The organism is Micromonospora thermarum, from assembly GCF_012034245.1.
GTDB classification, from domain to species: Bacteria; Actinomycetota; Actinomycetes; order Mycobacteriales; family Micromonosporaceae; genus Micromonospora; species Micromonospora thermarum.
The window spans coordinates 1-242 of sequence record NZ_JAATEO010000118.1 but is presented as its reverse complement, the minus strand read 5'-3'; the positions used below and the strand labels follow the sequence as shown (position 1 = coordinate 242).

Below are 242 nucleotides of genomic sequence, written 5' to 3'. Positions count from 1 at the left end.
ATCATCGAGGGCACCGTGATCCTGCTGACCGTCGACCGGCTGCCCAGCGGCGCCACCGCGAAACCGGTCTGGCTGTGGTGGTCGCAGGCAACCGCCACCGCCGCCGAGGTTGACCTGCTATGGCAGGTGTTCCTGCGCCGCTTCGACATCGAGCACACCTTCCGCATGCTCAAACAGACCCTCGGCTGGACCAGCCCGAAGCTGCGAGACCCGCATGCCGCCGACCGCTGGACCTGCCTGGT

The 242-nt window shown here is 67.8% G+C and carries 1 pseudogene; it reads left to right on the top strand.

Annotated features, from left to right (window positions below):
- Nucleotides 1-242 (top strand): annotated as a pseudogene (locus HCJ94_RS29470) (NF041680 family putative transposase); the annotation flags it as partial.